Source organism: Streptomyces sp. NPDC047085, assembly GCF_040643735.1.
GTDB lineage: Bacteria > Actinomycetota > Actinomycetes > Streptomycetales > Streptomycetaceae > Streptomyces.
On record NZ_JBEYUW010000017.1, the window covers coordinates 1 to 21,997 of the forward strand.

Here is a 21,997-nt window from a genome sequence, read left to right on the forward strand (position 1 = left end):
GTGCGTGCAGCTGCAAGGCGGAGGAGGGAGTCGACGCGGAGCGTCGGCGACCGACGACAACGCCGCAGATGTGCGTGCCAGACCCCGCGACCCCGACAAGATCCGGAAGACAGGCCCTAGAGACGGCGGCGAGCCGAAGACGGGCGGGGTCCGGACGCACAGCGCCGGACCCCGCTTCGGCATGCGCGGGAGCTGACCGAGTGGGAGAGCCCGACGCCCCTGCCAGAGTGGCCCCGGCCGTGAGCACGGCCTTGTGTGCGCGCACTTGACGCGAAGCCCAGCCAGTGGATATGTACATGCCATCCCTTTGGTATGGACCAATCCTGTGCGGCCTCGCGCGCCGGCCCGGCGCCCGACTCCCCAGTGGAGGCAGCGATGCGAAGACCATCGGCACTCGTCGCCCTGTTCCTCGGCGCACTGCTCCTGCTCCTGACCCCACCGCCCGCACTCGCCGCGGGCTCGGCAACGGCGTCCTTCGCCAAGACCTCGACCTGGGACGGCGGTTACCAGGGCGCCTACACCATCACCAACGGCGGCACTACGACCGTGTCCGCCTGGACCGTCGAGTTCGACCTGCCCTCCGGCACCACGGTCGGCTCGTACTGGGACGCGCTGCTCACCCGGAGCGGCGACCACTACACCTTCAAGAACCGTGAGTACAACGGCTCGTTGGCGCCCGGTGCGAGCACCAGCTTCGGGTGGGTGTCGAGCGGCACCGGCACGCCGGCCGGCTGCCGGCTCAACGGCGCGCCCTGCACGGGCGGTTCGGGCGGCGGCGACACGACCCCGCCCAGCGTGCCCGGCGGGGTGAGCGTGGGCTCCGCGTCCAGCTCGTCGCTGACGGTGCGGTGGACGGCCGCCACGGACGACTCCGGATCCGTCGCCGGCTACGACGTCTCACGCGACGGCGGCACACCCGTCACGGTGACCGGAACCTCGTACACCGTCACCGGGCTGCAGGCGGGCACGAGTTACTCGTTCCGCGTGCGGGCCCGGGACGCCGCGGGCAACGTCTCCGCGTACAGCGCGGCGGTCAGCGGCACGACCTCCTCCGGAGGCACCCAGCCGGGTGGCGGCGTGCACACCGCTCCGTACATCGACATGGGCGCGTGGCCCACCCCGAGCATGCCCGCCATGGCCTCGGCGAGCGGGGTCAAGAGCTACACCATGGCGTTCATCACCGCCTCCGGCTGCAAGGCCATGTGGTTCAACGCCTATGACCCGCGCGACGGCTGGGCCAAGGACCAGATCGACGCGATCCGGGCGAACGGCGGTGACGTGAAGGTCTCCTTCGGCGGCGCCTCCGGCATCGAACTGGCCCAGGCCTGCGGCTCGGTGGACTCCCTGTACGCCGAGTACGACGCGGTCGTGAACGCGTACGGCCTGACGTACGTCGACTTCGACATCGAGGGCGCGGCCGTCGCCGACGCGGCGTCGATCAGCCGCCGTTCCCAGGCCCTGGCCCGTCTGCAGCAGGCCCACCCCGGGCTGCGGATCTCCCTCACGCTCCCCGTGCTCCCGGAGGGCCTGACCTCGGACGGCCTGAACGTGGTCAAGACGGCGCGGGACGCCGGGGTCGACCTCGACCTCGTGAACATCATGGCCATGGACTACTACCGGAGCGTCGACTACGGCGACGCCGCCCTCCAGGCCGCGCAGTCCACCTTCACCCAGCTGCGGTCGCTGTACCCCGCCAAGTCGGACGCCCAGCTCTGGGCGATGACCGGTGTGACGCCGATGCTCGGCCAGAACGACGACGGCCATGTCTACGACCAGACCGACGCCCGCCAGCTGGTCTCCTTCGCGCAGGGCAAGCACCTCGGGGAGCTGGCCTTCTGGGAGGCGACCCGGGACCGTAACGCCTGCACCGGGGCCCTGTACCAGTGCACGAACGTGCCGCAGTCGCCCTACGAGTTCGCGAAGATCTTCGCGGCGTACACGGGCTGACGCACCCTCGGCACACGCCTGCGGCCGCTCGCCCGAGCCACGACCCGGTGGCCCGGCGAGCCGGCCGACGTCCAGTTCTTCCACGACGGCCGCCGTCATCGCCCGGCCGAGCGCCGGCGCCGATTCCCTCTCGCGGTCGCGTGACCGCACCGGTTCCGCCCCACCCCCCGCACGGCCGAGGACCGGCTGCGTCACCCCCTGAGCACCCGCATCCACTCCTAGGGCCGGTAGACCATCCCCGGCTGGGGCTTCGCCGGGGCGAGGAGCTGCGACACCGTGACGATCGTGTAGCCGCGCTGCTTGAGAGCCTTGAGGATCCCCGGGACGGCGGGCACGGTGCCCTTGTGCAGGTCGTGCAGCAGGATGATGCCGTCGCGGTCGGTCTGGTCGAGCACCCGCTTGGTGATCAGGGCCGAGTCGGTCGTCTCGTAGTCCTTGGCCGTGACGCTCCACAGCACCTGCGCCAGACCCAACTCCTCGCAGACCTTGGCCACCTTGCGGTTGGTGCGGCCCTGCGGCGGACGCATCAGGATGGGCTTGGTGCCCGTGATCCTCTCGATGGCGTTCTGCGTGCGGGTCAGTTCCTGACGGGCGTCGTCCGTGTCGATCTCGGTCAGGACCTTGTGGTTCCAGGTGTGGTTGCCGATTTCGTGTCCCTCGTCCGCGATGCGACGGAGGATCTCGGGGTACTTCCCGATGTGGCCCTCGCCCTGAACGAAGAAGGTCGCGTGCAGATGCTCCCGTTTCAGGATGTCCAGCAGTTTGGGGGTCGTCGGACTCGGGCCACCGTCGAAGGTGAGGGCCACGCACTTCGCCTTACGGCAGTCGACGGGTCCGGCCACCGATCCCGACGCCTTGTCCCGGGCGGCGCGCGGCGACGTGTGCTCGTACGTCGTGACCGTCAGAGCAATGGTGACCGCGACGGCCACGACGACGGCCACGGCTGTGGCCAGAGCGATGAGTATGCGCGACCGTAGTCTTCGCGTGTACCGGGGCACGGGAGCCCTTTCCCTCGATCAGGTGATTGCCGACGTGCTGATTGACGGCTTTTCCGATCCTCGGGTTCATCCGCGCGCGTGTTCAGTGGCGGTCGTGTCGAGTGGGGCAGCTGCCGAAGGGACATCGCCGCCGGCATACTCCCATGCCGGTTCCGGCACGCCGTGGGCGCGTCCCGACGACATGTACACCAGCCCACCACCGTGGGACATCGGCCGACCTCAGCCGGCGTTCCTCGCGCTCGCCGAGGCGGGGTTCGTGCGGGGCCGGGTGCTGGACGTCGAGTGCGGAACCGGTGAACACGTGCTGATGTGCGCCGCACGGGGGCTGGACGCCACCGGCGTCGATCTCGCCTCCCGGGCCCTTCGGGCCGCGGAGAACAAGGCGCACGAGCGGGGCCTCACGGCCCGCTTCCTCCACCACGATGCCCGCAGGCTGGGTGAGCTCGGGGAGCTGTTCGACACCGTGCTCGACTGCGGGCTGTTCCACATCTTCAGCGACGAAGACCGCGCTGCCTTCGCCGACAGCCTGCGCTCCGCGGTGCGGTCGGGCAGCCGCTACTACATGCTCTGCTTCACATCAGACACCGGCCGGCCATGGCGGTGGCCAGATGCCGGCCGTGCGCCACGTCGAGTGGTCCGACACCCACGGAACCGTCCGCTTCTCCGAATGCGAGTGGAAACTCGAAGCCGAACCGGACGCACTGACTCTGCGCGTCCAGGCCGACGACGTCGGCTTCGTCAACAACGCCCGGCCCAGACCTCTCCCGCAATGCCTGGCCAAGCCCGTCAGGAGGTCAGGATGGAGATGCCGTCTCCGAGCAGTTTCACGCCGAGGACGAAGAACAGGACGGCCATCACAGCGACATTGTGCTGAGCTGCCCAGTCTTTCCAGTTGCCGAGCGTGGTCTTGGCTCGCTCTCCCCCGAGGAGAAAGACTGCCAGGGGGGCCAGCAGGCCGAGGGTGGCGATCACGACGAAGATCGCCAGCGATGCGATCTGCTGCCCGACCGGCAGTCCTGCCGAGCCGATCGCGGCGCCCGCGGCGATGGTCAGCGGAGCGTTCTTGGCGTTGAGCGCGGCCAGGCCGACTCCGAGTGCGAAGACCTTGAGGGGTGTGAGGCGGTCGATCGCGCTCATCCACTTCGGCAGTTGGGCCTGCGAGGGATCTCTTGGGCGCCGGTGCCATTGCCGGGCGCCGAAGACGACGAGGAGCACGCCCAGGGCGAGCTTGAGTGCTCCCACCCAGGTGGCCGGGTGCTTGTGGGCGGAGGCACCTGCCGGGGAAGCGATCGCCAGCATCACCGCGCCCAGCACCGCGAGCCCCAGGATCCAGCCGACGGTGAACAGGACGCCGTTGAGACGCCCTCGGGGCGTGGCGAGTATGAGGATGATGGCAATGATCGGGAGCGGGCTGACCGCGACGGCGGCCGCGAAGCCCAGGACGTCACCGAGAACTGCGCCCATGATTGCCTCCGGATGGCGATCCAGTGGAGCGGGCTTGGCGGGAGCAGGTGACTCGACCTGTCTGTGCCGTGCAATGGGTTGTTCTGTGATCAGCTGCGCCATTGTCTTCACGGCTGCGAGGAAGTGTGCCCGAGGTGGCGACGGCGGCATACCCGCCCTTCCCGCCTTCCATCTTCCTTCGCCTGATCGGATCTGTCCTCAGGAGCTTCCGAGGGCACGAGCGTGGCAGAACTGAGGATGCGAGGTGCTGCGTCCGCAGTGAGGATTGGCATGTGAGGGCAAGGGCGCCTCATGTTCGGGTGCTTGGCCCCTCGCGCCGATCCGCGGGAGGAGAGTTTCACGATGACTGCGAAGCCAGGTGCAGCTCAGTCAGGACACCCCGAGCGGCCAGGCAGGTCGGATGGGGTCTGCAGCGAGTTCACCGTCTTCACCGAGATCAAGCCGGGCCATGCGGATGCGTTGCGTGAGGATCTCGCCGCGATGGCCGACGCGGCGGAGGACGAGAGGGTCCATGCGGCGGTGCGCCAGATCGGCACCCTGCATGACGCACGGCACGTGATCTTCGACAACGACACCCGATTCATGTTCGCCAGCGTCTTCGACGGCTCCTGGGACAACTACATCGACGACTTCGCCCAGACGGTCGTCGGGGAACGCTTCGACAAGGTCTTCTCGCACAGCGTGGGGTTCCCCGGCGTCAAGGATCCCAGGGTGAAGGACTGGTTCATCGCCCACCAGGCGCCCGCGGGGGTCTTCGTCAGCGCCTATCCCGATCTGACCGTTCAGCAGATCTACAAGGACCAGCGCGTGGACGACGCGTTCCAGGAGGTGCTGGACACCGCCGAGTTCCACGAGGCGCTGGAAAACCCGGCCAACGCGCGACTGGTGGCCACGCCCGCCTTCCAGAGGCTGATGGAGGAAGCCTCGGCCTAGCGCCCGGACGCCACCGACGCACAGAGCCGACCCGCCGTCCGTGGACCGTGTCGGCGGGTCGGTCGGCACGTGAGACTCCGAACGGTCGCGCCGCTTCTCAGCAGCGTGACGGAATCCCGACACGGAGCGTAATCTCCCCTGGTGGGGACGGTGAAGTAACCCGTCCCGGGTGATCGCATCGACCAGGGGCTGAAGATGCGAGGCGGAGCTCACTCCGTGAGGATTGGCATGTGAGGGCGATGGCGGCTCACGTCCAGGCGCTTGGTGACCCTCGCACCGGTCCGTGGCAGGTGAATCCGACGATGACTCCGACACCAGGTTCACCCCAGTCAGCACACCCCGATCGGCCAGGCGCGTCGGAAGGGGTCTGCAGCGAGTTCACCGTATTCGCCAAGATCAAGCCGGGGCACACGGAAGCGCTGCGTGCGTTGCTGGCCGATATCGAAGGTAGGTCGGCCGACTCGGGGAACCGTGCGGCGATACGGGAGATCGGCACCTTGCACGACGCACGGTACGTGATCTTCGACAACGGCACCCGATTCATGTTCGCCAGTGTCTTCGACGGTTCCTGGGACACGTACATCGACGACTTCGCCAAGACGGTGGTCGGGCAGATCTTTGAAGAGGTCTTCTCGCACACCGAGGGGTTCCCCGGCATCAAGGATCCAGGGGTGAAGGAGTGGTTCCTTGCCCACCAGGCGCCCGCGGGGGCTTTCTTCAGCGCCTACCCCGATCTGACCGTTCGGCAGATCTGGAAGGACCACGAAGTGGACGAGGCCTTCGAACGGGTGCTGGACACCCCTGAGTTCCGGGCGGCGTTGGAGAACCCGGCCAATGCGCAGTTGGTGGCCACACCGGCCTTCCAGAACCTGCTGGAGTTGGCCTCGAGCTAGGCAGGTCGCGAGCGGCGCAACCGGCACTCACAGCCGACCCGATGCTGACGGAGCGCGTCGGCGGGCGCGGGTCGCCCGCCGAGGGCTGCCCAGGCCAGGACTGATGTGGAGCACAAGGCATCATGGACACGACAGCAAGTGGCAGCGCGGGCACCGTACACGTCGAGATCGATGACATCCAAAGCGGAGCACTGCGCCCACGGCCCGTCCCGTACGAGGGAAAGTACCTCTTCCTGCGCGTCGACGACCGGGCCGCCGGGCGTGCCCTGCTGCGGCGGCTGCTCCCGCTGACCGCGGTCGGCCTGCCCAGCACGGACCGGAGCCAGGATGCCTGGGTTGCCGTGGCCTTCACCTACGAGGGGCTGAAGGCCCTGGGGGTGCCCCAGGAGTCGCTGGACAGCTTCCCGCAGCCGTTCCGCGAGGGCATGGCCGCTCGGGCGGAGCTGATCGGCGACGTGGGCGAGAGTGCGCCGGACCACTGGGAGGCACCGTTCGGAACGGGCGAGGTCCACATCGCGTTGAGCGCCCTCTCCTCCGACGCGGCGCAACTGGACAAGGAGTTGGAGCGGGTCCGAGTCGCGTTCGAGGACACGCCCGGTGTCCAGGTGATCTGGCAGCAGGAGGTCCGCCAGCTCCCGACCGGGCGCACCACCTTCGGATTCCGTGACGGGATCAGCCATCCGAACATCGAGGGCGTCGGGCTGCCCGGCTCCAACCCGCAGGAAGCCCCCATCAAGGCCGGTGAGTTCATCCTCGGCTACCCCGACGAGACCGGCAATCTGCCACCCATGCCGCAACCCGAGGTGCTGGGACGCAACGGCACCTACGCGGCCGTTCGCAAGGCCCACACCAACGTGGCGGCCTGGCGCCGTTACCTGCGTGCGAACACCTCCAGCGCCGAGGAGGAGGCACTCCTGGCGGCGAAGTTCGTCGGACGCTGGCCCAGCGGAGCGCCCCTGGCGCTGTCGCCGGAGCACGACGATCCGGAACTGGCGGCCGATCCGCACCGCGTCAACAACTTCCTGTACCGGGAGAACGACGACCGGGGGTTCCGGTGCCCCGCCGGTGCGCACATCCGGCGCGCCAACCCCCGCGATTCCACCATCATCGGCGACGCGCGGATGCACCGCCTCATCCGCCGCGGCACCACCTACGGCCCGCCGCTGCCCGAGGGCGTGCTGGAGGACGACGGCGCCGACCGCGGCCTGGTCGGAGTCTTCCTCGGAGCCCACCTGGAGCGGCAGTTCGAGTTCATCAAGGCCGAATGGATCAACGACGGCAACTTCATCGGCTACCCCGGCGAGAAGGACCCGGTAGCCGGGCACCACGGCGGAACCGGCACCGTCACCATCCCGGAGAAGCCGGTCCGGCGCCGCCTGCACAACCTGCCCAGCTTCGTGGTCACCCGAGGCGGTGAGTACTGCTTCGTGCCGGGTCTGCGCGCCTTGCGCTGGCTCTCCGAACTGGAGGGCTGAGGACACATTCCCGGCCCCTGAAGTGCGATCACGGTCTCCGGGAAGAGAGGTCGACGTCATGGCAGCACAGTTCGTCCGCTACACACCGGACGTCGAGAACGACGATCCGCACTTCGACGAGAACGTGCAGACGGTGATCGGAAAGACTGAGCAGTACATCGCCGAGTCGGTCGAGGCCGGCGGTACCGGACGGGCCCTGCGCGACGCCCATGCCAAGGGCTACGGGCTGGTCCGGGGGGAGGTGGAGATCCTGGACGGGCTGCTCCCCGAGTACGCCCAGGGGATCTACGCGACCCCGGGAACCCACGAGGCGCTCATCCGCTTCTCCAACGGCTCGCCCCACGCCGGAGCCGACGCACGCCTGGGCGCGGCCACCGGACTGGCGCTGAAGATGTTCGACATCCCCGGTCCGACCCTGTTGGAAGACGAACCGGACACGGGCACCTTCGACTACGCCAACATCAACGGACCGATCTTCTTCTGCAACACGGTCGAGCACTACCTGTTCATCCAGGAACTGTTCCTGGACGCGCCGGCCTACTTCGCCCAGGGACGACCCGGAGCACATCGCTTCTACACCGATTTCGTGACCGGAAAGGGGACCCTGGACCAGGACAACTGGGCGTGGGACGAGTTCCTGGCCTTCCTGCGCCTGTCGAAGACCCCTCCCGCGAACATACTGCTGTCGAGCTACTGGACGATGGGCGCGGTCCGGCACGGCGACTACATGGCCAAGGTGCGTTTCACCCCCGACCCGTCCGCCGCCGCCGCGGTGGTCCGGCGCGCCATCGACCCGACCTCCGCGGCAGAGGTCTTCCGGCCGGCGCTGGAGGCCGAACTGCGGGAGCGGCCCTACGCCTTCGACATCCAGGTCCAGCTCTGCGCCGACCTGGAACGCATGCCGGTGGAGGACCTCACCGTGGAGTGGCCCGAGAAGCTCTCGCCGTCCGTCACCGTTGCCAAGCTGCGGCTGCCGCGGCAGGACATATCCGGCCCGGAGAACCTGGAGAAGATGGACTCACTGTCCTTCACCCCCTGGCGGGTCACCGCGGAGCACGCCCCCCTGGGCAACATCATGCGGGCCCGCAAGGAGGTCTACCGGCATTCCTCCATCGCGCGTCACAAGCTCAACGAGCAGCCGCGCACAGAGCCCCGCAGCGCCGACGAGGTGCTCGGCCCGGCGCGATGACGCCTCGGCGCATTCTCCGGCAATCGCTCCCGCCCTGTTGACGCGTCAGCGGAGCTGCGATTACGTCTCGCCACGAGCCTGGTCAGCAGTGAACCTGTGGAGTGAGGGGCGAGCCGTTGTTCTACTACCTGCTCAAGTACGTCCTGCTGGGCCCCCTGCTCAGGCTGGTCTTCCGGCCCAGGATCGAGGGCCTGGAGAACGTACCGGCGTCGGGTCCGGCGATCGTCGCCGGGAACCATCTGTCGTTCTCCGACCACTTCCTCATGCCGGCGATGCTGAAGCGGCGCATCACGTTCCTCGCCAAGGCGGAGTACTTCACCGGACCGGGCGTCAAGGGCCGTCTGACCGCGTTCTTCTTCCGCAGCGCGGGCCAGATCCCGGTGGACCGGTCCGGCAAGGAGGCGGGGCAGGCAGCCATCCGTGAGGGCCTGGGGGTGCTGAGCAAGGGCGAGTTGCTCGGCATCTACCCGGAGGGGACCCGGTCGCACGACGGGCGGCTGTACAAGGGCAAGGTCGGAGTGGCCGTGATGGCGCTGAGGGCCGGGGTGCCCGTCGTACCGTGCGCGATGATCGGCACGTTCGAGGCGCAGCCGCCCGGCAAGATCATCCCGCACATCCATCCGGTCGTCATCCGCTTCGGCAAGGCGCTCGACTTCTCCCGCTACGCCGGCATGGAGCACGAGAAGGCCGTCCTGCGGGCCGTCACCGACGAGATCATGTACGCGATCCTGACGCTGTCCGAGCAGGAGTACGTCGACCAGTACGCGGCGGTCGTCAAGGCCGAGCAGGCGGCCGCGAAGAAGGAGCGCAAGTTTCCTCGGGCACCACTGAGTTGACGGGCCGTGAGTCATGAGGAGGGGCGGGCCGGAGATTCCGGCCCGCCCCTCGTCGCCGTGGCAGCGGTGTGGTTACGGCTTCGGCGTGGCGTGCGGCGTGCAGGTCACGTCGGAGGTGTCCAGCGTGCCGTTCAGCAGGTAGGCGTCGACGCGCTGGTTGATGCACGGGTTGACCAGGCCGGTCACACCGTGGGAGCCCGCGTCCTTCTCGGTGATCATGCGGGAGCCCTTGAAGCGCCGGTGCAGGTCGACGGCGCCCGCGTACGGGGTCGCCGCGTCCCGCGTGGACTGCACGATCAGCACCGGCGGCAGGCCGTGGTGCGTCGTGACCTCGACCGGCGTCCGCTGCTTGCTGGGCCAGGTGGCGCAGGGCAGGTTCATCCAGGCATTGGCCCAGGTCATGAACGGGTAGTCCTTGTTGAGCCGGGTGTTGTCCCGGTCCCACTTCTTCCAGCTCGTGGGCCACTTGGCGTCGGCGCACTCGACGGCCGTGTAGACCGCGTTGCCGTTCTCCGCCGAGATGTTGCCCGCGGTGTCCGACAGGTCGGGTGCGGCGGCGTCGACCAGCGCCTGGGTGTCACCGGCGACGTACTTGCTGAACACCGAGGCGACCGGCACCCACGAGGAGTCGTAGTACGGGGCGCTCTGGAAGAAGGAGATCAGCTCGGCCGGGCCGACGACCCCGCCGATGGGGCTCTTCTTGGCGGTGGCGCGCAGCTCGAGCCACTTGGCCTGGACGGCGTCGCGGGTGGTGCCGAGGTGGAAGGCGGCGTCGTTGGCGGCGACCCAGTCCTCCCAGTCCTTCCACCGGCCCTCGAAGGCGATGTCCTGGTTCAGGTTGGCCTCGTACCAGATGTTCTCGCGGGACGGGCCGACGACGCTGTCCACGATCATCCGGCGCAGGTGGCCCGGGAAGAGGGTGCCGTAGACGGCGCCGAGGTAGGTGCCGTAGGAGACGCCCAGGTAGTTGAGCTTCTTCTCGCCGAGCGCGGCCCGGATGACGTCCAGGTCGCGGGCGGTGTTCGGCGTGGTCATGTACGGCAGCATCGCGCCGCTGCGCTCGCCGCAGCCCTCCGCGTACTCGCGGGCGAGCTTGCGCTGGGCGGTCTTGTCGGCCTCGGTGTCGGGCACCGGGTCGGCCTTGGGCGCCTTGACGAACTCCTGCGGGTCGATACAGGAGATGGGCGCCGAGTGGCCGACGCCTCGCGGGTCGAAGCCCACGAAGTCGTACGCCTTCGCGACGTTGGCCCAGATCGGGTTCTTGGTGGTCACCCGGCGCGGGAAGCGCAGACCGGAGCCACCGGGACCGCCCGGGTTGTAGACGAGGGCGCCCTGGCGCTCCTCCTTGGTTCCCGTGTTGCCGATACGGTCGACGGCCAGCTTGATCTGCTTGCCGTACGGCTTGGCGTAGTCGAGCGGCACGGAGACCCAGCCGCACTGGATGGGCTGCTCGATCCCCCAGTCGGCGGGGCAGTCCTTCCAGTCGATACCGGCCTTGGCCGCGCGGGCGGCGGCGATCTCGGCGCCCAGGGCCTCGCGGCTCTGCGCGTGACGGCTGTCGGCGCTGGCCGCGGGCGCCGACACCGCGCCGGCGATCAGAGTCGCGGTGACCAGCGCTCCGGCTGAACTGAGCGCCAGCAGACGGCTCTTCGGTCTGATGTCCCTCAAGAGGGCCCCTCCCCGTACATCGCTGCGAATGGTCAGGCGGGGATCCTCTCGGCTGTGAGCCGTCTGAGAACAGGGTTCGTAGACGTTCTTTACCAATCCGATAAACGGACGGTCACGTCCCGCTGACCGGAGAGCCATCAGGGCGGCCGTGCCGCCGCTAACACAGCAGCGTCAGCGCCTCCTCCAGCAGCCGTCGCAGCCTGAGCGCGTCCGGGGCAACGGCGCTCACCAGGACGGCGGGCCCGGCGAGCGGCACCAGCGCGGCGCACTCCCCCAGCATGCGTGCGGGGGGCTGCCGTTCCCCGAACTCGGGCCGCACGACGACCAGTTGACCGACCGATCGGTGTCCGGCGAGCACGGCGGGCCCGTCCCAGCCACCCGGCGCCCCGGGGCCGCAGGCCAACTCCTGGTCCAGCACGGTCCGGCCCGCAACCCGTACCGCGAGCCGGCTGGTGAGCCGCCCGGGTTGCTCCCCGACCCGCCCGAGCACCTGCTCCTCGCGCAGCACCAGCCGTGCCCCGGCGCCGAGTTCGGCCCGCGTGGTGACGTACAGCTCGCTGCCGCACGCCGAGATCAGCTGCTCGGGCAGCCAGTTCAGCTCGGCGCCGTCGGCAACGTCGAGCCGTACGTCGTACCGCGCCTCGGCCTTGACCTGCCCCGGCAGGGCGATGGTGGCGGCGGCGGACCCGACGTGCAGCCGGGCGCCCTCCTGCACCTGTGCCTCGACCGCGAAACGGTCACCGCCGAGCGGCCCGCTCATCGCACCGACGACCATGACCCGTGCTTCGGCGCCACTCCCCCGGGTCCGGCGCAGCGCGAGCGGCCCGTCGCCGTCCAACACGGGCAGCGCGGTACCGCCGCGCCCGTCGGCCCGAGCGACGATCCGCGCCCGCGCCCGGACACCGGTCGCGGCCATGCCCGCGCCTCCGGTCGCCGTCATGCCGTCCACGCGGCGAGCCGCTCCCGCACCCACGCGGCCACGTCCACGACACCGGCCTCGGCGCGCAACGACTGGAAGACGACCGGGAGTTCGGCCCGCTGTTCCTTCGCGTCGGCGGCCATCCGGGCGAGGTCGGAGCCGACGTACGGCGCCAGGTCGGTCTTGTTGACGACCAGCAGGTCGGCGGTGGTGACGCCGGGTCCGCCCTTGCGCGGGATGTCGTCGCCGCCGGCCACGTCGATCACGAAGATCTGCGCGTCCACCAGCCCCTTGGAGAAGGTCGCGGTGAGGTTGTCCCCGCCGGACTCCACGAGGATCAGATCCAGCGGCCCGACCGCGTCCTCCAGGTCCTCCACGGCTTCGAGGTTGGCGGAGATGTCGTCACGGATCGCGGTGTGCGGGCAGGCGCCGGTCTCCACCGCCGTGATCCGCTCGGGCGGCAGCACGGCCTCCCGGAGCAGGAACTCCGCGTCCTCGCGCGTGTAGATGTCGTTGGTGACGACGGCCAGCGACACCTCGTCGCGCAGCGCCCGGCAGAGCGCGGCGACGGTGGCGGTCTTGCCCGATCCGACGGGCCCGCCGAGCCCGATGCGCAGGGCGCGGCGCGAGCCGTCGGGGCGGTGCGCGTCGGCGCTGACGGCGGAGGGGCCGTGGTGGGAGTGGTCGAGGTGCATTTCAGCAGCTCCAGTTTTCTGCCAAGGTCGGCGACATCCAGCCCGTCCGGCGTTTGAGGACGAGGCCGTTCAGGCCGATCGGGGGTCCAGGGGGCAGAGCCCCCTGGCGGGGTCGAAGGGGCAGAGCCCCTGGGATGGGACGGGTAGGGGCGGCGGGGGCGCTCCCCTAGGACGCAAACAACCGCACAGGCCAGCCCGCATGCCACTCCGCCCCGATCTCCAGCAGGGGCCCCGACGCGGCCGGCAGGGCGTCGACGCCTTCGTCGAACACTCTGCGCGCCGCCTCCACCGCCGAATCCGCAACGCGATCCAGCTCCGGCGCCAACCGCGCCAAAACCCCGGTCGCGTCGAACGGATCAAGACTCAGCAACCGCACAGTCGCCGTCGCCGGCCCGCTCACGCTCTCGTACACCGCGCAGTGCGCCGCATCCTCGGGTGCAAGCCCAGCCGCCCGAGCAGCAACACCCAGCACAACCGGCTGATGGGCGCCCTTGGGAAACTCCCGTGCCAGGGAGTCCAGTTCGCCGGACGGCCAGCTCGCCCGTGCCGCCCGCAGCAGCTGCCGGCCGAGCCTGCGTGCGGCGCCCCGCAGCGCCGGTGACGGCGTCCGGGCGTCCGCCGCCGCGTCCAACTCCCGTGGGTCCGCGCCGAGTACGGCGGCGGCCGCGAGCGCCGCCGCGACGAGCCCGGCGGTGTGCAGCCGCCCCCGGCAGAAGTCCTCCAGGCTCGCTGCCGAGGTGATCCGGCCCGCCTTGACGGCGGCCTCCGCCCCGCCGGAGTGCGCGTGCCCTCCGGCGGGGAAGCGGCCGTCGGCCAGGACGAGAAGTGCTGCCCGTGACATCACGACCCCATCAGAAGAGGAAGTAACGCTGGGCCATGGGCAGTTCGGCGGCCGGTGTCGCCTCGACCAGCTCGCCGTCGATGTGCACGGCGAAGCTGTCGGGGTCGATCCGCACGTCCGGACGGGCGTCGTTCTCGCGCATGTCGGCCTTGGTGACCGCCCGCGTCGACCGGATCGCCACGAACGTCTTGCCGAGCCCGAGTCGCTCCGGCAGCCCGTCCTCGATCGCCGACGGGGCCACGAAGTTGACGGAGTTGGCGGCGGGGGCCCGCCCGATCGCGCCATACATCGGCCGGGGCAGGATCGGCTGCGGGGTGGGGATGGAGGCGTTGGCGTCGCCCATCTGCGCGTAGGCGATCTGCCCGCCCTTGAGGACGAGGAGCGGCTTGACCCCGAAGAAGGCGGGCTCCCACAGCACCAGGTCGGCGAGCTTGCCGGTCTCGACGGAGCCGATCTCGGCGGCGAGTCCCTGGGCGAGCGCGGGGTTGATCGTGTACTTGGCGACGTACCGCCGCACGCGACGGTTGTCGGCGCGTCCGTCGCCCGGCAGCGCGCCCCGCCGGCCCTTCATCACATGGGCCGTCTGCCAGGTGCGCAGGATGACCTCGCCCACCCGTCCCATCGCCTGGGAGTCGGAGGAGATGATCGAGATCGCGCCGAGGTCGTGGAGTATGTCCTCCGCGCCGATGGTGGACGGCCGGATCCGGGACTCGGCGAAGGCCAGGTCCTCGGGGACGGCCGGGTTGAGGTGGTGGCACACCATCAGCATGTCGAGGTGTTCCTCGGCGGTGTTGACGGTGAACGGCCGGGTCGGGTTGGTGGAGCTGGGCAGCACGTTCGGCTGCGAGACCACGGTCATGATGTCCGGCGCGTGCCCGCCGCCGGCGCCCTCGGTGTGGTACGAGTGGATGCCCCGGCCCGCGATCGCGGCGAGGGTGTCGCCGACGAAACCGGCCTCGTTCAGGGTGTCGGTGTGGATGGCGACCTGGATGCCGGTGCGGTCCGCCACGGTGAGCGCCGCGTCGATGACGGCCGGGGTGGAGCCCCAGTCCTCGTGCAGCTTCAGGCCCATGGCGCCGCCGCGGATCTGGGACAGCATCGCCTCGTGGGAGACGGTGTTGCCCTTGCCGAGGAAGCCGACGTTGACGGGGTAGGCCTCCATCGCCTCGAACATCCGGGCGAGATGCCAGGGGCCCGGGGTCACGGTGGTCGCCTTGGAGCCCTCTGCGGGGCCCGTGCCGCCGCCGACCAGCGTGGTGATGCCGGAGGCGAGCGCCTCGTCGGCGATCCCCGGGCAGATGAAGTGGACGTGCGCGTCGATCGCGCCGGCGGTGAGGATGCGTCCGTTGCCGGCGATGACCTCGGTCTCCGGGCCGATGACCAGATCCGGATGCACCCCGTCCATCGTGTCGGGGTTGCCGGCCTTGCCGATGCCGGTGATCCGGCCGTCGCGGATGCCGACATCGGCCTTGACGATGCCCCAGTGGTCGACGATGACGACGCCGGTGATGACGGTGTCGGGGGTGCCGTCGGCGCGGGTGGCCCGGGACTGGCCCATGGACTCGCGGATGACCTTGCCGCCGCCGAAGACCGCCTCGTCGCCGGCGCGGCCGGGGCCGCCGGAGCGGTCCTCCTCGATCTCGATCAGCAGGTCGGTGTCGGCGAGCCGGATGCGGTCGCCGGTGGTGGGGCCGAACAGGTCGGCGTAGGCGGCGCGGGAGATCTCAGGCATCGAGGGCACCTCCGGTCTCGCCGCGCAGTCCCGGCACGATCCGGGCGCCGGCGAGGGGGACGAGTTCGACGTCGACGGGGATGCCGGGCTCGAAGCGCACGGCGGTGCCGGCGGCTACGTTCAGCCGCTTGCCGCGTGCGGCGGCGCGGTCGAACTCCAGGCCGGGGTTGGCCTCGGCGAAGTGGTAGTGGGAGCCGACCTGGACGGGCCGGTCGGCGGCGTTGAGCACGGTCAGCCGGGTGACCTCGCGGCCCTCGTTGCAGACGACCGGGCCGTCCGCGAACAGAACTTCTCCGGGAATCATCGCGGCCCCTCAGATGATCGGCTCGTGGACGGTGACCAGCTTGGTGCCGTCGGGGAAGGTGGCCTCGACCTGGACGTCGTGGATCATCTCGGGGACCCCGTCCATGACGTCGTCCCGGGTGAGGAGCTTACGGCCGGACGACATCAGCTCGGCGACGGTGCGGCCGTCCCGCGCGCCCTCGAGGATGTGCGACGTGATGAGGGCGACCGCCTCCGGGTGGTTGAGCCTGAGCCCACGGGCCCGGCGCTTCTCGGCCACGTCGGCCGCCACGTGGATGAGCAGCCTCTCTTGTTCGTGCGGGGTCAGTTGCACGTCCCACCTCACAGTCCTTGCTCCGGACCGTGCGGGGTCCGGTTGCCGCAGCCACCGCGACGGGACAGGTGTAACACACACGCAAATCGCCCGACGATGATCAACTCGGGCAGAAAAACCCCTGGTGGCGTGGATCGGCAGGCTAGTTCGCCGGAGTTTCAGCGACGTTAACCAGACCTTGATCAACACATGACCGCGGGATGGGCTCACCCATACCGGCTACACGACCGGCCGCACGACGCGGCGAACTACGAGACGCCGGGCCCCCGGTGCTCCGCCGCGATGCCGAAGCGCTGCCGCTCCTGGGTCGCCGGCGTGACCTCGCGGACCCCGGAGACCGAGCGGATCACCGGCTCCTCGGCCGGCGCGTCGAGCGCGTCGAGCCGCTCCAGGTCGGCGGCCGAGACCAGCGCGACGAGCGGCTTGCCGTGCCGTGTGACGACGACACGCTCACCGCCGTACACCACCCGGTTGATCAGGTCGGCGAGCTCAGCCCTGGCTTGCGTCACCGGAATCTCGTAGGCCATGCCCCCATCATAACGTGACGTACGTCCTGTACATTTTTTACAGAAGCGAGGCCGCCGAAGGCCCTGTCGCGAGGAGGGGTATGCCCATGACCCGACCGTCCGCCCGTCACGTCCTGCCCGAGTTCACCGAGCGCACGCACACGGGCCACCGCACACTCGATCCGTATTCGAAGCTGTTCGAGAGCCGGATCGTCTTTCTCGGAACGCCCCTCGACGACACGGCGGCCACGGACGTGATCACACAGTTGATGCAGCTCGAACACGCGGCCCCGGACCGGGACATCACGCTGTACCTCAACTGCCCCGGCGGCTCGTTCCACGCGATGACCGCGGTCTACGACACGATGCGGTACGTCAGTTGCGACGTGGGGACCTACGGCCTGGGCCAGACCGCCTCGACCGCCGCGGTGCTGCTCGCCGCCGGGGCGCCCGGCAAGCGGTTCATCCTGCCCGGCGCCCGCGTGGTGCTCGAACAGCCCGCGTTGCCCGAGCCGGCCCAGGGACAGCCGAGCGACCTGCTCATCCAGGCCGAGGAGTTGGCCCGGGCGCGCTCGCTGATGGAGGAGATGCTGGTCCGGCACACCGGGCGCACCGCCGGGCAGGTCCGGCGGGACCTGGAGCGCGAACTGGTCCTGGACGCCCCGGGAGCGATGGCGTACGGGCTGGTGGACGGCGTCGTGGCGAGCCGCAAGGACGCGCCCGGCGCGCCGGGGGCGAGGTGAGCGGTCCATGCTGCCGGAGGAACTCCCGCCGCTGCCCGCGCTGACGCGTGCGGAGGGCGAGTTGATCGACCGTTACCTGGAGGCGGTCGACCTGCTGGGCCGGATCAACCCCGCCCGGGACGGTGACACCTACCGAGGGCTGCGCGCGGCGCAGGCCCTGGTGCGCAAGGCGGCCGAACTGCGCGACGCGCTCACGCTGATGCACCAGCGGGGCGAGACGGAGCTGCACGGGGACACGCTGGCACGGGCGTTGCGGGTGCTGGACGGTGAGCGCCGGGCCGCGCGCGTCGCGCTCCCGCCCGACTGCGTCGGCTGACGCGGACGCGCGTCCGGTCCGGCGGGGCCCTCGTGTCGAGGGCCCCGCCGGACCGGTGTTGAAACGGCCCGAACGACGGACCGCCGACCGGTGTATCTCCGGATCCTGTTCCGGGCCTCCCGAGTTGCGCATCGCGCGGTCCTGCTGTTCGCGATTCGGATGCTCCGCCCCAGGTCCGGGCCTACGCAAGGGACCTGACGACGCCTCGAACACACCACCGTCCACCCGAACGGGTGAGTGGTGAGTAACGCCACAAATCCCCGATTCCATTGGGATTTTCGGACAGTTGTGAGTCAAGATCCCTGACTGACGACAAGCCCCCGCCACCGCGGCGGGGCGGTCCGGGCGGACGCCGAGTCCTGCCGCCGCCCGGATGACCGGTCGACAGAGTGGATCGGCAGGAGTGGAGGACCCAGGCAAGACGGGTCGCCGGAACGGACGTTCGTCGCACAGACGAGCGGCCGCATCGAGCGGTCCTTGGGGTGAAGCCGCGGCAACGCGGCCGGGCAACTTCGCCAGCCCGAATCCGACAGGTCATCCTTCACAGGCGGCTGACGAAGGGTTGCGCATGACTGCGCTCAATCGTGTCCCGTCGCTGATGGCCCGGGCCGGCACGGCCTCGGCTCTCACCCTGGCCGCCGTCGGCGGCTCCATCGCGGTCCCCGGCCTCGCCACCGACGCCTCGGCCGCGACCATGGCGACGAAAGCACTCCAGGTCGCGGCCTCCAAGAAGGGCTCCCCGTACCGCTACGGGGCCACCGGGCCGCGCCGGTTCGACTGCTCGGGGCTGACGCTGTACTCGTACAAGAAGGCGGGCAAGACCCTGCCGCGCACGGCGGCCCAGCAGTACAACAAGACGCACCACATCTCGGCCGGCCACCGCAAGGCCGGTGACCTGGTCTTCTTCCACTCGGGCTCCAGCGTCTACCACGTCGGCATCTACGCCGGCCACGGGAAGATCTGGCACGCCCCGAAGACCGGTGACGTGGTGAAGCTCGAGAAGATCTGGACCAGGAGCGTCTGGTACGGCCGGGTCAGCTGACGCCGGCTCAGGGCAGGAGCGGCTCCAGCAGCAGGGCCGCCCCGAGGACCGTGAGCGCCGCCCCGGTGCCCGCCTGCAGCGTGCGGGCGGCCCGGGGACGGCGCAGCCACCGGCCGAGCCGGTCCACCAGCAGGGCCACCGCCTGGAACCACACCAGGGCCAGCGTGCAGATGATCAGCGCGAGCAGCAGCGTCCTGGGCAGGGCGGGGCTGCCCGAGGGCACGAACTGGGGCAGCAGGCTGAGGAAGGTCAGCGCGGCCTTCGGGTTGAGGACGTTGGTGACGAAGCCCTGCCGCAGCGGGTGCGCCGCTCCGCCCGGGACCTCCTCGGACACGGCGGCGGGCCGGTGCAGCGCCCACAGGGTGCGCACGCCGAGCTGCAGCACATACGCGCCGCCCAGCAGTTGCAGCGCGTGGAACAGCGCGGGCACGGCGACCAGGACGGCGGCGACCCCGATCACCGCCAGGGTGGTGTGCACCAGCAGGCCGCCCGCGATGCCGAGCCCGCAGACCGCGCCGGCGCGGCGTGAGACCAGTGCGTTGCGTACGACCACCGCGAAGTCGGCGCCCGGCATGGCGACGAGTCCGGCGGCGATCCCGGTGAAGGCGATGAGCTGTCCGTCCATGCGGCCAGCGTGCCCCGGCGGGGCCTTCAGCAGGTATTTCGATTCCGCTGGGTGAGCCTTAAGCATTGCTTTAGCCTGAGATTCATGTACGACCCGAACCGGCTGGCCGCGCTGGTCGCTGTCGCCGAGGCCGGATCCATCACCCGGGCCGCCGACCGGCTCGGCTACACGCCGCCGGCTCTCTCCCAGCAGCTGGCCAAACTGGAGCGGGAGGCGGGCACGGCCCTGCTGGTCCGGCACCATCGCGGGGCCCGGCTCACCGAGGCGGGCGAGGTACTGGTGGCGCGCGCACGCCGGGTGCTGGACGAGCTGGAGATGGCCCGGCACGAGCTGGCGCTCCTGACCGGGCTGTCCGGCGGGGCACTGCGGCTCGGTACGTTTCCGACGGCGGGGGTCCATCTGCTGCCGCCCGCGCTGAGCGCGTTCCGCCGGGCGCACCCGGACGTGCGGCTGTCGGTCGCCGACTACGATCCGCCGGCCGGGGTCACCGCGGTGGCGGCCGGCGAGGTGGACCTGGCGCTGACCCACGCCTACCACCCGGGCGAGACGGCCCCGGTGCCGTCCTCGGTCGGCCTGGAGCCGGTACTGGTGGAGGAGTTGGTCCTGGTGACCGCGCCGGGCCACGCGCTGAGCAGTGCTTCCTCCCGGCTGCCGCTGGACCGGTTGGCCGGGCAGCCGCTCATCAGCATGGCTCCGCATCATGCGGCGCGGCGGGCGGTGGAGGCCCTGCTCGCCGAGGCGGGGGCGACCCCGGCGCTGCTGGTGCCGACGCCCGGCTACGCCGTCGTGTGCGCGCTCGTCAGTGCCGGGCTGGGTGTGGCGGTCGTACCGGAGATGGTGGCGCGGACCGCGGTCACTCCCGTCGGCATGCGCCCCCTGGAGGCGGGCCGGCTGAGCCGCACGATTTCGGTGGCCTATCGCGCCGACGAGGTCGCCCCGGCCGCCGACGCGTTCCGGGCCCTGCTGCGGGGGGCGTTCGGCCGGGCGGGAAGGGCCACATGAGGCCGGCAGCCGTGCGACGGGCTACGGCTCCTGCTGCCCCGCCGCCGTGAGCGGCGCGGTCGGGATGCTCCAGGGGAGTTCGATGGAGACCGTCTTGCCGCCCTCGCGGGTGGGGCGGATGCGGAGCTTGCCGCCGCACTCGGCGGTGAGCCAGCGGATGATGACCATGCCGCGCCCGTTGTCCTGCTGGACGGCGGCGGGCAGTCTCTTCGGAAGGCGCGGATGACTGTCCGTCACACCGATGCGGAGGTGTTCGTCGCGGTCCAGGGTGATGTCGACGGTGAAGGTGGGTGACTGACCGAAGGTGTGCTGTACGGCGTTGGTCGCGAGTTCCGAGACGATGAGCCGCACGGTGTCGGCCACTTCGGTGTCGGACGGCAGCCCCCACTCCGCGAGGGTGCCCACCACGTAGGAGCGGGCCGCGGAGACCGAGGCGGGATCGCTCGGCAGAGTGACGGATGCTTCCAGATGGTCTGCCATGGCGACGTCGTCCCTTTCCCACGGAACCGCGGTCCGGCGAGGAGCGGATGGTTCGAGTACGGTCCCGCACTGGTGCTTCGTCGCCAGATTGCCATCACCGGGCCGTTCAACGGGAGCGATCCACCAAGATATGCATATATCTGTCGCTCAAAGCGGTGAACTCTGCGACGAGAGACCGTATTTGGGCGGCCCGGAAGGAGTAAGGAGGACCCCATGCAGAACGGTCCCGCGGTCCGGCGCCGCAAACTGGGCGCCGAGCTGCGCACGCTGCGCACCGGTGCGGGACTCACCAGCGGTGACGCCGCCCGCCTCGTGGGCTGGCACCAGTCGAAGGTGAGTCGTATCGAGACCGGTGCCAGCGGGGTCAAACCGGCCGATGTGCGGTTACTCCTGGACGCCTACGGAGTGCGGGACCGGCAACTGCGCGAGTTGCTGCTGATGTTGGCCGGGTCGGAGGACGCGGACGCCCGGCACCGCTGGTGGCACGCCTATCGGGGGGTGCTGCCGCCCACCTACCGGGACTTCATCAGCCTGGAGTCGCAGGCGAGCGGGATGCGCACGCTGGAGACCACGGTCGTCCCGGGTCTGCTGCAGACGCCCGAGTACGCCCGTGCGGTGACCCGGGCGGCGGTGGAGGGGGTGGACGAGGAGCGCCTGGACACGCTGGTGGAGGTGCGGCTGGCCAGGCAGGACGTGCTGCGCGCCGATCCGCCGCTGCGGCTGGACGCCGTACTGGACGAGGCGGTGCTGCGGCGCGAGGTCGGCGGTCCGGAGGTGATGAGGCGCCAGCTGAGCCGGCTGCTGGAGGCCGCGCGTCTGCCCCAGGTCAGGCTCCAGGTTCTGCCGTTCGGTGCGGGGGCGCATATCGGCCTCACGGGGCCTTTCGTTATTTTCTCATTTCCGAGCACTTCTGATCTGGACGTTGTTGTTCTCGACCAGTTGACGAGTAGCCTCTACCTGGAACGGAAAGAAGACCTCCAGGCCTACGCGGAGGCCTTCGACACCCTTCGGATCCACGCCCTTTCACCCGAGGACTCGTTGGATTACATCGCCGAGATAGGTGACGGCGCGTAAGGA

General features: G+C 70.2%; 24 protein-coding genes and 1 riboswitch. Of the genes, 12 read left to right on the forward strand and 12 right to left on the reverse strand.

Features of this window, described 5'->3' with window-relative positions; all coding sequences use genetic code 11:
- Positions 1-375 precede the first annotated feature (375 nt).
- On the forward strand, positions 376-1,947 hold the full coding sequence (locus ABZ865_RS37450) for a cellulose binding domain-containing protein (protein WP_361240439.1): 1,572 nt from the start codon (positions 376-378) through the stop codon (positions 1,945-1,947).
- A 218-nt stretch (positions 1,948-2,165) separates the two neighbouring features.
- Here the strand turns inward: ABZ865_RS37450 and ABZ865_RS37455 are convergent, their stop codons facing one another.
- Positions 2,166-2,888, reverse strand: coding sequence for a polysaccharide deacetylase family protein (locus tag ABZ865_RS37455; protein ID WP_361240442.1), 723 nt, complete (start codon positions 2,886-2,888; stop codon positions 2,166-2,168).
- A 238-nt stretch (positions 2,889-3,126) separates the two neighbouring features.
- Between ABZ865_RS37455 and ABZ865_RS37460 the strand changes: the two genes are divergently transcribed.
- The gene (locus tag ABZ865_RS37460) at positions 3,127-3,819 is read left to right on the forward strand and encodes a class I SAM-dependent methyltransferase (protein WP_361240861.1); all 693 of its coding nucleotides are present in this window, start codon (positions 3,127-3,129) and stop codon (positions 3,817-3,819) included.
- Here the strand turns inward: ABZ865_RS37460 and ABZ865_RS37465 are convergent.
- The gene (locus tag ABZ865_RS37465) at positions 3,732-4,511 is read right to left on the reverse strand and encodes a GAP family protein (protein ID WP_361240445.1); all 780 of its coding nucleotides are present in this window, start codon (positions 4,509-4,511) and stop codon (positions 3,732-3,734) included. The two genes, ABZ865_RS37460 and ABZ865_RS37465, sit on opposite strands and share 88 nt — an antisense overlap.
- Positions 4,512-4,751: 240 nt before the next feature.
- On the opposite strand from ABZ865_RS37465, the gene ABZ865_RS37470 reads away from it, so the two are divergent.
- The 5 genes from ABZ865_RS37470 to ABZ865_RS37490 all read left to right on the forward strand — a co-directional run bounded on the left by ABZ865_RS37470 (position 4,752) and on the right by ABZ865_RS37490 (position 9,735).
- Positions 4,752-5,342: a hypothetical protein gene (locus tag ABZ865_RS37470; protein WP_361240448.1), complete on the forward strand. Its 591-nt coding sequence runs from the start codon at positions 4,752-4,754 to the stop codon at positions 5,340-5,342.
- A gap of 239 nt (positions 5,343-5,581) precedes the next feature.
- A complete protein-coding gene (locus ABZ865_RS37475; protein WP_361240451.1) occupies positions 5,582-6,235 on the forward strand; it encodes a hypothetical protein in 654 nt (217 codons plus the stop codon).
- A 122-nt stretch (positions 6,236-6,357) separates the two neighbouring features.
- A complete protein-coding gene (locus ABZ865_RS37480) occupies positions 6,358-7,710 on the forward strand; it encodes a Dyp-type peroxidase (RefSeq protein ID WP_361240454.1) in 1,353 nt (450 codons plus the stop codon).
- 58 nt (positions 7,711-7,768) lie between these two features.
- Positions 7,769-8,899, forward strand: a complete 1,131-nt coding sequence (locus tag ABZ865_RS37485; protein ID WP_361240457.1) for a catalase family protein — start codon at positions 7,769-7,771, stop codon at positions 8,897-8,899.
- Between the two features lie 116 nt (positions 8,900-9,015).
- Positions 9,016-9,735, forward strand: a complete 720-nt coding sequence (locus ABZ865_RS37490; RefSeq protein ID WP_361240460.1) for a lysophospholipid acyltransferase family protein — start codon at positions 9,016-9,018, stop codon at positions 9,733-9,735.
- Between the two features lie 72 nt (positions 9,736-9,807).
- On the opposite strand, the gene ABZ865_RS37495 is transcribed toward ABZ865_RS37490, so the two are convergent.
- From ABZ865_RS37495 to ABZ865_RS37530, 8 genes are all read right to left on the reverse strand, one after another.
- On the reverse strand, positions 9,808-11,403 hold the full coding sequence (locus ABZ865_RS37495) for an alpha/beta hydrolase (RefSeq protein ID WP_361240463.1): 1,596 nt from the start codon (positions 11,401-11,403) through the stop codon (positions 9,808-9,810).
- 157 nt (positions 11,404-11,560) lie between these two features.
- Positions 11,561-12,319 carry an urease accessory protein UreD gene (locus ABZ865_RS37500; protein WP_361240864.1) on the reverse strand — a complete coding sequence of 253 codons (759 nt, stop codon included), beginning with the start codon at positions 12,317-12,319 and terminating at the stop codon, positions 11,561-11,563.
- Between the two features lie 20 nt (positions 12,320-12,339).
- A complete protein-coding gene (gene ureG / locus ABZ865_RS37505) occupies positions 12,340-13,017 on the reverse strand; it encodes an urease accessory protein UreG (protein WP_361240466.1) in 678 nt (225 codons plus the stop codon).
- 166 nt (positions 13,018-13,183) lie between these two features.
- Positions 13,184-13,858, reverse strand: coding sequence for an urease accessory UreF family protein (locus ABZ865_RS37510; protein ID WP_361240469.1), 675 nt, complete (start codon positions 13,856-13,858; stop codon positions 13,184-13,186).
- Positions 13,859-13,868: 10 nt separating this feature from the next.
- Positions 13,869-15,590, reverse strand: a complete 1,722-nt coding sequence (locus ABZ865_RS37515) for an urease subunit alpha (RefSeq protein ID WP_361240471.1) — start codon at positions 15,588-15,590, stop codon at positions 13,869-13,871.
- Positions 15,583-15,894, reverse strand: coding sequence for an urease subunit beta (locus ABZ865_RS37520; RefSeq protein WP_361240474.1), 312 nt, complete (start codon positions 15,892-15,894; stop codon positions 15,583-15,585). Before ABZ865_RS37520 ends, ABZ865_RS37515 begins: the two co-directional genes overlap by 8 nt.
- 9 nt (positions 15,895-15,903) lie before the next feature.
- Positions 15,904-16,206 carry an urease subunit gamma gene (locus tag ABZ865_RS37525; protein WP_093479411.1) on the reverse strand — a complete coding sequence of 101 codons (303 nt, stop codon included), beginning with the start codon at positions 16,204-16,206 and terminating at the stop codon, positions 15,904-15,906.
- Positions 16,207-16,454: 248 nt separating this feature from the next.
- The gene (locus ABZ865_RS37530) at positions 16,455-16,733 is read right to left on the reverse strand and encodes a type II toxin-antitoxin system Phd/YefM family antitoxin (protein WP_361240478.1); all 279 of its coding nucleotides are present in this window, start codon (positions 16,731-16,733) and stop codon (positions 16,455-16,457) included.
- A gap of 86 nt (positions 16,734-16,819) precedes the next feature.
- Here ABZ865_RS37530 and ABZ865_RS37535 point away from each other — a divergent pair, with 86 nt between their 5' ends.
- The 3 genes from ABZ865_RS37535 to ABZ865_RS37545 all read left to right on the forward strand — a co-directional run bounded on the left by ABZ865_RS37535 (position 16,820) and on the right by ABZ865_RS37545 (position 18,813).
- A complete protein-coding gene (locus ABZ865_RS37535) occupies positions 16,820-17,455 on the forward strand; it encodes an ATP-dependent Clp protease proteolytic subunit (protein WP_361240481.1) in 636 nt (211 codons plus the stop codon).
- Between the two features lie 7 nt (positions 17,456-17,462).
- The gene (locus ABZ865_RS37540) at positions 17,463-17,771 is read left to right on the forward strand and encodes a hypothetical protein (protein ID WP_361240483.1); all 309 of its coding nucleotides are present in this window, start codon (positions 17,463-17,465) and stop codon (positions 17,769-17,771) included.
- 340 nt (positions 17,772-18,111) lie between these two features.
- A riboswitch (cyclic di-AMP (ydaO/yuaA leader) is annotated at positions 18,112-18,336 on the forward strand.
- Positions 18,337-18,339: 3 nt separating this feature from the next.
- Entirely contained in the window at positions 18,340-18,813 is a 474-nt protein-coding gene (locus tag ABZ865_RS37545; RefSeq protein WP_361240486.1) for a C40 family peptidase, read from the forward strand.
- 7 nt (positions 18,814-18,820) lie between these two features.
- Here the strand turns inward: ABZ865_RS37545 and ABZ865_RS37550 are convergent, their stop codons facing one another.
- Positions 18,821-19,438, reverse strand: a complete 618-nt coding sequence (locus ABZ865_RS37550) for a LysE family translocator (RefSeq protein WP_361240489.1) — start codon at positions 19,436-19,438, stop codon at positions 18,821-18,823.
- Between the two features lie 84 nt (positions 19,439-19,522).
- On the opposite strand from ABZ865_RS37550, the gene ABZ865_RS37555 reads away from it, so the two are divergent.
- Complete coding sequence (locus ABZ865_RS37555; RefSeq protein ID WP_361240492.1) at positions 19,523-20,440, forward strand: LysR family transcriptional regulator; 918 nt, start codon at positions 19,523-19,525, stop codon at positions 20,438-20,440.
- A gap of 21 nt (positions 20,441-20,461) precedes the next feature.
- On the opposite strand, the gene ABZ865_RS37560 is transcribed toward ABZ865_RS37555, so the two are convergent.
- On the reverse strand, positions 20,462-20,920 hold the full coding sequence (locus ABZ865_RS37560; protein WP_361240495.1) for an ATP-binding protein: 459 nt from the start codon (positions 20,918-20,920) through the stop codon (positions 20,462-20,464).
- A gap of 213 nt (positions 20,921-21,133) precedes the next feature.
- On the opposite strand from ABZ865_RS37560, the gene ABZ865_RS37565 reads away from it, so the two are divergent.
- Positions 21,134-21,994, forward strand: a complete 861-nt coding sequence (locus tag ABZ865_RS37565; protein WP_361240498.1) for a helix-turn-helix transcriptional regulator — start codon at positions 21,134-21,136, stop codon at positions 21,992-21,994.
- Positions 21,995-21,997: the final 3 nt, after the last annotated feature.